The organism is Salinispora cortesiana, assembly GCF_000484695.1.
Lineage (GTDB): Bacteria > Actinomycetota > Actinomycetes > Mycobacteriales > Micromonosporaceae > Micromonospora > Micromonospora cortesiana.
The window spans coordinates 1-12,161 of the sequence record NZ_AXVR01000020.1 but is presented as its reverse complement, the minus strand read 5'-3'; the positions used below and the strand labels follow the sequence as shown (position 1 = coordinate 12,161).

General features: G+C 68.3%; 9 protein-coding genes, 2 pseudogenes and 1 riboswitch. Of the genes and pseudogenes, 5 read left to right on the top strand and 6 right to left on the bottom strand.

Annotated features, from left to right (window positions below; genetic code table 11):
- Positions 1-86: 86 nt before the first annotated feature.
- Positions 87-290 carry a hypothetical protein gene (locus K228_RS0111425; RefSeq protein WP_025618557.1) on the top strand — a complete coding sequence of 68 codons (204 nt, stop codon included), beginning with the start codon at positions 87-89 and terminating at the stop codon, positions 288-290.
- Positions 291-347: 57 nt separating this feature from the next.
- On the opposite strand, the gene groL is transcribed toward K228_RS0111425, so the two are convergent.
- The gene (gene groL, locus K228_RS0111420; protein ID WP_018221617.1) at positions 348-1,970 is read right to left on the bottom strand and encodes a chaperonin GroEL; all 1,623 of its coding nucleotides are present in this window, start codon (positions 1,968-1,970) and stop codon (positions 348-350) included.
- A 721-nt stretch (positions 1,971-2,691) separates the two neighbouring features.
- Positions 2,692-2,895 (bottom strand): cold-shock protein, encoded by a 204-nt coding sequence (locus K228_RS0111415; RefSeq protein ID WP_007073263.1) that lies wholly within the window; start codon positions 2,893-2,895, stop codon positions 2,692-2,694.
- 210 nt (positions 2,896-3,105) lie between these two features.
- Between K228_RS0111415 and K228_RS0111410 the strand changes: the two genes are divergently transcribed.
- Both K228_RS0111410 and K228_RS0111405 read left to right on the top strand, forming a co-directional pair.
- Positions 3,106-3,642 (top strand): GNAT family N-acetyltransferase, encoded by a 537-nt coding sequence (locus K228_RS0111410; RefSeq protein ID WP_025618556.1) that lies wholly within the window; start codon positions 3,106-3,108, stop codon positions 3,640-3,642.
- Between the two features lie 172 nt (positions 3,643-3,814).
- On the top strand, positions 3,815-4,654 hold the full coding sequence (locus tag K228_RS0111405; protein WP_033776800.1) for an SAM-dependent methyltransferase: 840 nt from the start codon (positions 3,815-3,817) through the stop codon (positions 4,652-4,654).
- A 10-nt stretch (positions 4,655-4,664) separates the two neighbouring features.
- Here K228_RS0111405 and K228_RS30380 read toward each other — a convergent pair.
- The 4 genes and pseudogenes from K228_RS30380 to thrC form a co-directional block, all read right to left on the bottom strand.
- Positions 4,665-4,961 (bottom strand): annotated as a pseudogene (locus K228_RS30380) (IS701 family transposase); the annotation flags it as partial.
- A gap of 993 nt (positions 4,962-5,954) precedes the next feature.
- The gene (paaN, locus tag K228_RS0111395) at positions 5,955-7,628 is read right to left on the bottom strand and encodes a phenylacetic acid degradation protein PaaN (protein WP_025618554.1); all 1,674 of its coding nucleotides are present in this window, start codon (positions 7,626-7,628) and stop codon (positions 5,955-5,957) included.
- Between the two features lie 51 nt (positions 7,629-7,679).
- Positions 7,680-8,678: a GNAT family N-acetyltransferase gene (locus K228_RS0111390; protein ID WP_025618553.1), complete on the bottom strand. Its 999-nt coding sequence runs from the start codon at positions 8,676-8,678 to the stop codon at positions 7,680-7,682.
- Positions 8,679-8,917: 239 nt separating this feature from the next.
- A complete protein-coding gene (gene thrC, locus K228_RS0111385; RefSeq protein ID WP_025618552.1) occupies positions 8,918-10,204 on the bottom strand; it encodes a threonine synthase in 1,287 nt (428 codons plus the stop codon).
- Positions 10,205-10,214: 10 nt separating this feature from the next.
- Positions 10,215-10,349, bottom strand: a riboswitch (SAM riboswitch).
- 773 nt (positions 10,350-11,122) lie between these two features.
- Here thrC and K228_RS25535 point away from each other — a divergent pair.
- The gene (locus K228_RS25535) at positions 11,123-11,869 is read left to right on the top strand and encodes an LPXTG cell wall anchor domain-containing protein (RefSeq protein WP_033776795.1); all 747 of its coding nucleotides are present in this window, start codon (positions 11,123-11,125) and stop codon (positions 11,867-11,869) included.
- 168 nt (positions 11,870-12,037) lie between these two features.
- Positions 12,038-12,161: pseudogene (locus K228_RS29170) on the top strand (IS701 family transposase); the annotation flags it as partial.

Here is a 12,161-nt window from a genome sequence, read left to right as displayed (position 1 = left end):
CCGACGAATAGGATAGATCATCCGATAGCGTCATTCGCCCCCATTAGCCGGCAACGGCCCCTACCGTTTCGGTGGAGGAGGCCCACATGACGACGGACGACGAACAGCCCGGGCCGCCGTTGCCCTTTGACCGCCTCGACTTCGGCGACGCCGAGCAGCGGGCGGAGATGGACGGCACCGACGAACCGCCCGCCGACGAACCGGTGCCGGTCGTGGACGAGCCGGTCCCGGCACCCCAGCCGTACGACCAGACGCAGAAGCGGCGCAATCAACGGCCGCTACCGACATAAACGCGCAAAGGGGCGGACCGCTGAACGGCCCGCCCCTCCAATCTCGCGAGACTGGACTCAGAAGTCCATTTCCCCGCCGCCCGGGCCAGCCGGGGCAGCCGGGGTCTTCTCCGGCTTGTCCGCCACGACGGCCTCGGTGGTGAGGAAGAGCGCCGCGATCGACGACGCGTTCTGCAGCGCCGAACGGGTCACCTTGGCCGGGTCGATGATGCCCGCGGCCATCAGGTCCACGTAGCCACCGGTCGCGGCGTTGAGGCCGTGGCCGGCCTCGATGCCACGAACGTGCTCGACAACAACGCCACCCTCAAGGCCGGCGTTGACGGCGATCTGCCGCAGCGGGCCGTCCAGCGCGATCTTGACGATCTGGGCGCCGGTCGCCTCGTCACCGGTCAGGTCGAGCTTGTCGAAGGCGGTCTTGCCGGCCTGCACCAGCGCGACGCCACCACCCGGGACGATGCCCTCCTCGACGGCAGCCTTCGCGTTGCGAACGGCGTCCTCGATGCGGTGCTTGCGCTCCTTCAGCTCGACCTCGGTGGCCGCGCCGACCTTGATCACCGCAACGCCGCCGGCCAGCTTGGCCAGCCGCTCCTGCAGCTTCTCCCGGTCGTAGTCGGAGTCGCTCTTGTCGATCTCGGCCCGGATCTGGTTGACCCGACCCTGGATCTGCTCGGCGTCGCCGGCACCGTCGACGATCGTGGTCTCGTCCTTGGTCACCACGACCTTACGGGCGCGACCCACCATGTCGAGGCTGACGGCGTCCAGCTTGAGGCCGACCTCCTCGCTGATGACCTGGCCACCGGTGAGGATGGCGATGTCACCGAGCATGGCCTTGCGGCGGTCACCGAAGCCCGGGGCCTTGACGGCGACGGACTTGAAGGTGCCCCGGACCTTGTTGACGACCAGGGTCGCCAGGGCCTCGCCCTCGATGTCCTCGGCGATGATCAGCAGCGGCTTGCCCGACTGCATGACCTTCTCCAGGATCGGGAGCAGGTCCTTGACCGAGGAGATCTTGCTGTTGACGATCAGGATGTAGGGGTCGTCAAAGACGGCCTCCATCCGCTCCGGGTCGGTCATGAAGTACGCGGAGATGTAGCCCTTGTCGAAGCGCATACCCTCGGTGAGCTCAAGCTCCAGGCCGAAGGTGTTGCTCTCCTCGACGGTGATGACGCCTTCCTTGCCGACCTTGTCCATCGCTTCGGCGATGATCTCGCCGACGCTGGGGTCACCAGCGGAGATGGAGGCGGTGGAGGCGATCTGCTCCTTGGTCTCGACGTCCTTGGCGAGCTTCAGCAGCTCCTCCGAGACGCTGGCGACCGCGGTCTCGATGCCCCGCTTCAGGGCCATCGGGTTGGCGCCGGCGGCCACGTTACGCAGGCCCTCACGGACCATGGCCTGGGCCAGGACGGTCGCCGTCGTCGTGCCGTCACCGGCGACGTCGTCGGTCTTCTTCGCGACCTCCTTGACCAGCTCAGCGCCGATCTTCTCGTACGGGTCCTCGAGCTCGATCTCCTTGGCGATGCTCACACCATCGTTGGTGATGGTGGGAGCGCCCCACTTCTTCTCGAGCACGACGTTGCGGCCCTTGGGGCCGAGGGTCACCTTCACGGCGTCAGCGAGCTGGTTCATGCCCCGCTCGAGGCCGCGGCGAGCTTCCTCGTCGAACGCGATCATCTTGGCCATACGGCGTTGTCCTCCTGGACACTCACGGGCCACCCGAGAGGGTGTCTCCCGGATGGGCCGCCTGGTTACGCACCTTCAGACATCGCCACCTGGCGACGACGATGTCCGTCGGCCGGGCCGGATAGCCCGCGACGACCGGCCAACTGCCGCACCCGCGTCTTGCGACGCCGCTGCAACCGTGGCCCTCCCGCCCCGACCATTGGCACTCACGGTATGCGAGTGCCAAGACCTGTTTAGCACTCCCCCTTGCCGAGTGCAAGCACGATCGCCCAGGGCAGTCGAGTTCCACCGTCTGCCGAGCGAGGCTCGACCAGCCCCTCGTACGTCGACGGCGCGGCAGCCACGACAACGAGCCCTACCTGCTACATCAGGTAGGGCTCGGAGGTGACAGTGCGGCGCCGGGACCACTGCGGCGAAAAGGAACAGCAGCACAGCGGGAGCCGCGTCAAACAGGGAAGCAGCAATGCACAGCGCGAGCCACGTCAAGCACGGGAGCACCACCACGGCGAGAGCCGCATCCGGCAGGAGAGCATCAACACGGCGAGAGCCGTGTCACGAACGAACAGCGGCGGGAGCCGCGTGATCCGACCGCGCACCAGCCCGAGCCAGTCGGTCGACTGAGCGGCTGAGCGGCTGAGCGGCCGAGCGGCCGAGCGGCCGAGCGGCGACGATCTTGGGGACGACCGCTATGCCGGTCGCCCCCTGAGGCGGCGCCGGTCACTCAGGCGACAACCCGCACCCGTTCGGCCTGCGGGCCCTTCTGACCCTGGGCGATCTCGAACTCCACCCGCTGGCCATCGTCCAGCGCCTTGTAGCCGTCCATCTCGATAGCAGAGAAATGGACGAAGACATCCTGCCCCCCGTCAACGGCGATAAAGCCATAGCCCTTCTCGGCGTTGAACCACTTCACGGTGCCCTGTGCCACGGTGCACTTCCTAACTCTGCGCGACTCCACTCACCCCGGCCGAGCCGGCACGCCGACCGGCGGGTGGCACCGGTTCGACGATCAGCGACGGCCGCTGAACCGGTGACCGAAATCGCACGCTACACGAGGCGTGACGGCGGCGCACGACCACAAATCGGACATGAACCGAGTGGATTCCATCGTCGAGCATCGTTGTGATAGATAACCGACATGACGAGCGAGCCCGATCCGCGGCCGGCATCGGCCCAGCGGGCGCGGGTCCGTCGCGTCCAGCCAGCCGACGCCGCCCGAATGCGGGCGCTGCGGCTGGAGATGCTCGCCGACGCACCGCTGGCCTTCCTGGAGACGATTGCCGACGCGGCAGCCCGCCCCCACACCGACTACGCGGCACGCATCGCCTACACCTCGGCGGGCATCACCGACGCGCAGTTCGTCGCGGACCCGAGCGGCCGGCTGGTCGGACATGCCGGGGGCACGGTGGCTCCGGACGAACCGGGGCTCACCGTCATCTTCGCCGTCTACATCACCCCGTCCTGGCGGGGGAGCGGGCTGCTCCCCGACCTGATCGACGCGGTGGCCGGCTGGTCCCGCGCCTGCGGTCGTCCCGAGCTGATGCTGGAGGTCGTGGTCGGCAACGAGCGGGCCTACCGGGCGTACCGGCGGTTGGGCTTCATCGACACCGGCCTCCGCCTGCCGCACCCGACGATCCCGACCCTCACCGAGCTGCAGATGCGCCGCCCGGCCTGAACGACACGGTACGACGCCGAACGGGTCCCGGGCCACCGACCCGAACACCGACCGGCGTACCCAGCTCAGGGGCGCACCCGATGCCGCCCGCACCGATCTCCCGGGAATGCCGCTGGTGTCGATGTCCGGCTAGGCTGAGTGCCGCCCGCTCCACGAGCATCCTTAGTAGGAGGTGACCGTGCCCAGCAGCAACCCGGCCACGGCAGATCAGCAGCGGACCAAGTCGTCCACGATAGATAACGGTGTGCCACACTCCGCGCGGATCTACGACTACTGGCTCGGGGGCAAGGACAACTTCGCCGCTGACCGGGCCGTCGCCGAGGCCCTGATTTCGGCGATCCCGACGCTGCGGTCCATGGCCGCCGAGAACCGTCGGTTTGTCCACCGGGTGGCCCGCTACCTGGTCGGACAGGCCGGCGTGCGGCAGTTCCTGGACGTCGGCACCGGCATCCCCACCCGGCCGAATCTGCACGAGGTAGCCCAGCAGATCGCCCCGGAGACCCGAGTGGTCTATGTCGACAACGACCCCATCGTCCTGGCCCACGCCCGGGCCCTGATGATCAGCACCGAGCAGGGGCGCAGCGAGTACATCCACGCCGACCTGCGTGAGCCGGAGTTGATTGTCAACCACCGGAAGCTGCGCGAGGTGCTTGACCTTGGCCAGCCGGTCGCGCTGACGATTATCGCGACCCTGATGCTGCTCGAGGACGCCGACGACCCGTGGCGCAAGATTCGCGTACTGATGGACGCCCTGCCATCCGGTAGCTACGTGGCGATTACTCATCCGACCGGCGACTTCAACCCGGAGGCCGTCAAGACGGCCGTTGACGCCGCCGTTGACAGCGGCATGACCCTCGTGGCCCGCAGTCGCGACGAGGTGGCCCGGTTCTTCGCGGGTTGGGAGCTGGTGGAGCCGGGAATCGTCCCGGTGGCGGCCTGGCAGCCCGACGACGGCGGGCCCGCCGACCCGCACGCCGCCTACTACTGGGCCGGTGTCGCCCGCAAGCCCTAGGCACGCGCTGGTTGAGGCCGAGGCCGGTCTTCAGTTCGCGGTAGTCGTGTGCGATTCGCCAGCGTAGTTTCGCCCATCGGGCGAGGGTGCGTTTCGCGGCGGTGGCGGGCAGGTTCGACAGCCAGTACTTGGTGGGTTCGTCGCGGTCGGGTGGCCATTCGGCGATCAGCCACGCTTCGGGTAGGTCCTGGTCGCGGCGGGCGGCGAGCAGGACCCGTCCGGCTGGCGGGACGCGCAGAAGCACGAACCGGGAGCGCATCCTCACCCGGCCTGCCCGCGCGGGTGCGGGACCGTCACGCCAGGACACCGACAGACGCCCGCGCCATCAGCTGGATCGGCCCACGCCGCCCGTCCACCATCAACCCACGTGCATACTGCCCGATTCGATCCTGCCACCCGGGGCGGGTCAACGACCCGAACACCTCACCGCGGCGGACATCAACGCCTGCGCACACGTCTTCGCCATCGCCTGCAACACATCTAGCGACGCGACCTCGATCGGCTCACGCAGCAGCTCAACAGGGTTCACCCTCTCAGATAGGCCATCGCGTCCGCACTTCCTTCACTGACTTGGTCACCTTGAAGGATCGACGCGATGGCCGTCTCTCGGCTATGCGACACGCCCATACTGGGCAGACGGGAAGATCGTCTCGGCCGTGGGTGGCCACGGCCTTTCCACAGGCAAAGACTGGTGGCAATCCGTAACGGCAATCGGATATCCAGGAAACTACGGGCGCGGCGCATTTTCAACAATTCCGCCAGGCCCAGACCACCCAAAACTACCCTGACAAGCTCCTCATCATGTCAAACGACATGCAGGACGAGACGAAGGTGGCCCCTGGCTGCTGAATTACGATAATTCTACCGGCAGAGGAACAATCAACAGCATCACCAGCCATACTTCGGCTGCCCCGGTCTTCAGGAACGGTCCTTACTTCGACAGCGCTGTTTGGAACCTCTACCAAGATTCGGAAGCTCTTTCCGCTGACTGACCCCACCTCGCAACGGAGTCCCGTCTGGTCGGCCGGGACTCCCGCATATCACCGGTAGCTACCACCTGCCGCGTTCACCGTCGGAGGCGGCAGCATCAGCAGCGAACCGCACCACCAGCACGCCACCGAGTAAGAGTGGCAGAACGTCACCGACAAGACCTTGCCAGCCGCGTTGGACGGGGGACAGCCCGGCACCGGGCGGGCAACAACTCAAAGGAGCTACCCGCCCGGAATTGCCCACTGCACATCATGATCGCGAGGGTTGCACCGCGCTTGCGAGCGCCGCAGTCGCTGAGCGGTGGGTCTGCTCAGACGTGGCGACGGCTCTGCACGATGCGGAACCGGTTGGCGACGTAGGCACCGTCGGTGAGAGCCGCGTTGGCCGCCGGGTTGGCGCCGCTGCCGTGGAAGTCGGAGAAGGCCGCCGACTGGTTCACGAAGACGCCTCCGGTCAGGTTCGCCGACAGGTGCACCCCAACCTCGACCGCCGCCGTCTCGGCCGCGTCCAGCACCGCCTCCCCGGTCGAGTAGACCGCCGCGGTCAACGCACCCTGCTCACCCACCGTGGCGCGCAGGAGCTCCAGGCTGTGCTCGGTCGAGTCGGTCCCGATCACGAACGAGATCGGGCCAAACCACTCCCGGGTGTAGGTGGCGGTGTCGTCGGCGTTCAGCCGGACGATGGTCGGCGTCCGGACCACCGCGCCGGGGAAGGCCGGGTGGGTCACGGTACGGGACTCCAGCACCGACTCACCGACCTTGGTCACCTCGTCCAGCCGCTCCAGCACCCCGTCGTTGACGATCGCGCCGGTCAACTCCACGCTACGGGCCGGGTCGGCGGTGAGCTTGCCAACCGCCGCCGCGATCCCGGCCGCCACCTCGGCGAAGCTCTTGTGCCCCTGGTCGGTCTCGATGCCGTCCCGGGGAATCAGGATGTTCTGCGAGGTGGTGCACATCTGGCCGCTGTAGAGGGTCAGTGTGAAGCCCAGGTTGCGGCACATTCCGCTGAAGTCGTCGGTGGAGTCGATGACCACCGCGTTCAGGCCGGCCTTCTCGGTGTAGACCTGCGCCTGCCGGGCGTTGGCCTCCAGCCAGTCGCCGTACTCGGAGGAGCCGGTGAAGTCGACGATCCGCACCGCCGGATGCTGGGCCAGTGCGGAGGCGAGCTTCTCGCCCGGCGCTTCGGGGGCGAGTTGCACCAGGTTCGGGTCGAAGCCGGCCTCGGCGAGCACCTGGCGGGCGTAGCGCACCGTGATCGCGAGCGGCAGCACCGCGCGCGGGTGCGGCTTGACGATCACCGGGTTGCCGGTGACCAGCGAGGCGAAGAGCCCCGGATACGAGTTCCAGGTCGGGAAGGTGTTGCAGCCGATCACCAGCGCGACGCCGCGCGGCACCACGTGGAAGGTCTTGGTCATCCGCAGCGGGTCGCCCTTGCCCGCCGCCTTCTCCCAGCCGGCCGTGCCCGGGTGCCGGGTCATCTCCGCGTACGCGTAGGCGAGCGCCTCCAACGCCCGGTCCAACGCGTGCGCCCCACCCGCCTGGAAGGCCATCACGAACGCCTGCCCACTGGTGAACTGCACCGCGTTGGCCAGCTCGAAGACGTTGCGGTGCAGCCGATCCAGGATCTCCAGGCAGACGCCGACCCGCGCCCGGGGGCCGGCGTCCCGCCACGACGGCAGTGCCGTGGCGGCCGCAGCGGTGAGCTGGTCGGCGCTCGCGTGCGGGTAGCCGACTCCCAGGTCGACGCCGAAGGGGCTGACCTCGGTCCGGACCGTGCTCCCGTCGCCAGCTTGGTCAAGGGGAAAGTCACGACCGAGGTACGCCTGGAAGGCCGCCTTGCCGTCGTCGGCGGCGGTCTCGCCGTACACCCGCGGGCTGGGCGACTCCGGGTAGGCGGACCAGTACCCGCGCTGCGAGATGGCGGTCAGCGCCCGGTCGAGGGTCTCGGCGTGCCTGTCGTACAGGGGGTGCGGGGTCTCCGTCATGCCCGCCATCATGCAACAGATGTCAGCACGATCAGTAGGGCCGCGTCACACTCAGATCGTCAACTGCCAGTTGGTCCAATGGTCCGCGACCCGGAACCCGAGCTGCTCGTTGATGGCGATCATGTGGTCGTTGGCGGCGGCGTTGAAGGTGTTGATGACCCGCACCGCCGGTTCGTGCGACCGCAGGTACCGCAGGTTTTCGAGCTTGACGAGCAGGCCGAGGCGGTGGCCCCGGTGCTCCGGGTCCACGAGGGTGATCTGCTGGAGCGCGTGCCAGTCGACGGTGGCCGCCACGTCGAGCAAGGTCCACCCGACAAGCCGGCCGGAAGCCCGGTGCCGTACTCCGGCTTGGTAGCGACGGCGGCCGCGCGCGTCCAACGCGGCCTCGGTGGCCCGGACCCGCTCGGCGTCGTACTGCTCCGGCTCCCACGCCAGGCCCCCCATCGGGGCGTCACTGACGAGTCGCCCCTCGAGGTAGGCGACATCGGCCTGGTATTCCGCCGGGGTGTGGCCCTGCCAGAACACCACCTGGTAGTCGGCGGCCCGGTCCTGGGCCTCGGCCAGCAGGCGAGCCAGCACCGCGGGGTCGAGCTGGTCGAGGTCCAGCTGGCGGCGGACGTCGGCCAGCACGGAGTCCGCCCCGAGTGTCCGGGCGAAGGCGGCGCCGGCCGCCACCGTGTCCAGGGTCATCGCGGTCAGCCGCTTGCGCCCGTGCTCCCGGGCCAGCTCGACCGCGCGATCGAACAGCACCCGGCCGACTCCCCGGCGTCGGGCGGCCGGATACACCGTCAGTTCGACGGAGGCGTTCTCGGTGTTATCCAGCTGCGGCAGCTCGAGGGTGAGTAGGCCGGCGGCCGCACCATCGAGGTGGGCCAGCAGGTGCACCGGCGCGTCGCCGGGCATCGGGTGCCGCACAGAACCGATGAGCCGCTGTGGGCAGAAAAGCGGAAAGTCAGGCATATCAACCACGGCGGCGGCTGCCCCGATCTGGACTGCCGCGGCGATTGCCTGGTCGTCGGCGGGGCCGAAGGGAGTAACGATGACGCTCATGCCCGCAGCCTGCGCCACGAGGCGCTGACCGGTCCAGCCATTTATCGGCGGCCCGAATCAGGAAAAATAGGGATGGTCGGGAGGGACTCCCACACAACGCCGCTGGCGCTGGGTCGAAAGAACAAGTCTCCGGCGAGAGCCCTCCCGCACTAGATATTTTTCGCCATGATAAACCGGACGTCAAGCCCGCACGGGCAGGTTTTACGCAGTCCGGGCCTGATCAATCTTCAACCGGCCGATCAACCCATCAGGCCGGCGTCCCGGGCCGCCCGCAGCGACGCCTTGATCCGGTGGCTTGGGCCGGCCTGATCCGCCACCGCCTCCAGGGTCTTGAGCCCCTCGCCGGTATTGAAGATCACCGTCTCGGCGGTCGGGTCGAGCCGGCCGGACTCGACGAGCTTTCGCAGCACCGCCACGGTCACCCCGCCGGCGGTCTCGGCGAAGACCCCGGCGGTACGGGCCAGCAGCCGGATCCCGGCCCGGATCTCGTCGTCGTCGGCCGCCGCCATCCAACCGCCGGTACGGCGGACCGACTCCAGGGCGTACGGGCCGGCGGCCGGATCACCGATGTTCAGCGACTTGGCGATGCCGGTCGGCTTGACCGGGTTGATGGTGTCACTGTCGGCATGCAGGGCAGCGGCGATCGGGCTGCAGCCCGCCGACTGCGCCCCGAACACCCGCCAGCCACCGGCCGGCGCCTCGACCAGGCCAATCTCGACCAGCTCGGCGAACGCCTTGTCAACCTTGGTCAGCAGCTCACCGGAGGCCATCGGAATCACCACCTGGGCGGGGATTCGCCAGCCGAGTTGCTCGGCCACCTCGTAGCCGAGCGTCTTCGAGCCCTCGGCGTAGTAGGGCCGCACATTGACGTTGACGAAGGCGGTGTCCTCGAACTCGTCGGTCTCGACCAGTTCGCCGCAGAGCCGGTTCACGTCGTCGTACGAACCGTCGATCGCGACCAGGTCCCCGCCGTACACGGCGGTGGTGAGCACCTTGCCCTGCTCCAGGTCGCTAGGGATGAACACCACCGACGGGGCACCGGCGCGGGCGGCGTGCGCGGCGACCGAGTTGGCCAGGTTTCCGGTGGAGGCGCAGGCGAATCGGGTGAAGCCCAACGACCGGGCGGCGGTCAGCGCCACCGACACCACCCGGTCCTTGAACGAGTGGGTCGGGTTGGCGCTGTCGTCCTTGACCCAGAGCGGCGCGGTGAGGCCCAACTCGGCGGCCAGCCGGGGGGCCGCGACCAGCGGGGTGAAGCCCGGGTCGAGGGTGACCCGGCTGACCGGGTCCTGACCGACCGGCAGCAGCGGCGCGTACCGCCAGATGTTGCGCGGGCCGGCCTCGATCTGCTCGCGGGTGACGGCGGCCAGCGCAGCGGGGTCGTGGTCGACCTCCAGCGGGCCGAAGCACTCGTAACAGGCATGCTGGGCGATGAGTGGGTACCGGGCCGAACAGGCACGGCAGACCAGGGCGCGGGCCGGGCTGGTGGCGGGGTCGATCCCGGACGGGGCGACGGTGGACGTCATCTCGAGATTCCTCTCATCTGCCCCCGCGTCGCACTCTGCGGCGGGGCCGGAATTGGCACCTGCCCCGCCGATCACTCTGGGTGATCACGTGGGGTGGTTGCCGGGGCGTCGTCGGGCCGTGTCCCTCAGCCCCTCTGGATGAGGCATTCAGTTGTGCCGCCGAGTGTAGGCCGGCGACCACGACCGATGACCACCCGTTCCCACCCTGTGGCGAAGTGTGATTCACCCCGCAGCGGCACCGAGCCACCGCTCTGCCCGGCCCACCACGACCACCACCGCATAACTCCCTGTGACGGTCGGGGTGGTCATGAGGGTTGACATCGCCCGGGGCGGTTGCCAGGGCCGGGGCTGGTGGCGGTGCCGGGGCCGGTGGCGCGGCCGGGGCTGCCAGTGACCAGTTCGCTCCGCTCGCTGTCGAGCTGCCCCATCTGTGCGCCCGCTGCGCCCTGCCTCAGCATCCGCGTAGGGGGGTCACATACATGACAGACGTCAATCAAAATATCGATTTACGTTCTGGCGGGAACTTAACGTGTCCACAGTATCGTTCGAAAGCCTTGCGTTACGCACGGGGCAGGTCTGCTTGCTGGCGGCTGCTCGGAAGTCGAAGGAGGTGTCCCTATCCTCGATGATTCGCGACCGACGCCGGCTCCTTCGGCCCGGCTGAACTCATCGATGTGGATCGGTTGCGGGCGTGGTGGTGGGCCGTCTGTCGCGGCGATGGGCATGCTCGCCTGGGGTCCTCCGGGTTGTTGGCGCAGCGGCTACGGGCCGCGCTTGTTCGCCAGGAGGCGATGCAACGGTTGCGCTCACGAGCGAGACGGCACAGCCAGCCATCCTCGTGATCCACATCGCTGACGCCCAACCCTTCTCATCCGGTGGGGTAGCATCTCTGCGCTCTACTTCACGGGAGGGAACCACATGCGTGGGAAGATCCTGGCCGGCGCCCTAATGGCGCTGGCTTTTGTCATACCGGCAACACCGGCAGCGGCCCAAACCCCGCCACTCGGCCTGGACGAGACCTGCCAAATGGTCGAGCGCAAGGTCTACAAGGACATCCGCGAGCTCGTCACCATTGATCCGGACACCGCCCACTACGGCAAGGTGCGGCTCTTGGCGTTCCGGCTCCTGGAGGCGGCAAACGACCACTCGTTTGTCGCTACGCCTCGCGCACTGCAGACCGCGCTGAGCGGCAGCGAAGATGATCTCCGCACATTCCTCAAGACAGGCATAGAGGGCTCGTGGTCGATTGACCTGAGGATCAAGGTGAACCAGGCGATGGCGGCCGGTGGCACCAACGTGGACGAGGCCGCGCAAGAGGTGTTGCACACCTCGAGCATGGACGCCTACCTGGCTTTCCTCAACGACGGCCTGTACGCCGCACGTGAGCTTGACTGCGCAGCTCAGCCCACACCCACCCCGAGCACCACGGCGACCGCCGCACCCACCCCGAGCACCACGGCGACCGCTTCGCCCACCACCCCCGCCACTGACACACCGACCCCTACCCCCTCCACCAGCCTGAGCGCCGCCAGCGGCGAAGGAGGCGGCCTCCCCCTAACCGGCGCCAACACCGCGACCGCGGCCGGCATCGGTGGCGCCCTCCTACTCCTCGGCGGCGCGGCCTACCTGATCGGACGCCGCCGCCGTACCCGCTTCCTCACCTAGTACTCCAGCCGGGGTTGTTGACCTTGACTGAGCTGCGGTTTGATGCGACGCGGGAACGAGGGCAGCCACCGCCGATCATGGACGGTTGTGTGGACTGACCATGATGCAGCGGTGGCTGCCGGATACAGGGTAGACGCCCAGCGGTGGCGGGTGTTGTTCGACGACTTGATGCTGACGGTCGGGCAGCGTTTCCGTAGGCCGGAGCCTCGCCGTCGGGTGCGTGACTTTGTCCGGGGCTTGCTGGCGCCGTTGCCGCGGAAGAACTGCTGGACGATCGCGGAGCATGCCGGTG